The organism is Anaerococcus lactolyticus ATCC 51172 (assembly GCF_000156575.1).
Taxonomy (GTDB): domain Bacteria; phylum Bacillota; class Clostridia; order Tissierellales; family Peptoniphilaceae; genus Anaerococcus; species Anaerococcus lactolyticus.
Window position 1 is genome coordinate 1 of record NZ_GG666208.1, and the last position, 232, is coordinate 232.

At 66.8% G+C, this 232-nt stretch carries 1 pseudogene; it reads left to right on the forward strand.

The window, feature by feature from the left end:
- Window positions 1-232: pseudogene (locus tag HMPREF0072_RS11775) on the forward strand (acetyl-CoA C-acyltransferase); the annotation flags it as partial.

Here is a 232-nt window from a genome sequence, read left to right on the forward strand (position 1 = left end):
CCGCGCCCGCATCCGCTCGATGGCGGTCGTCGGCTGCGATCCGTCCATCATGGGCTACGGCCCGGTGCCGGCCAGCAAGCTGGCGCTGAAACGCGCCGGTCTGAGCGTGCAGGACATCGATCTGTTCGAGCTGAACGAAGCGTTCGCCGCCCAGTCGCTGCCGTGCATCAAGGATCTGGGGCTGATGGACAGCCTCGACGACAAGATCAACCTGAACGGCGGCGCCATCGCG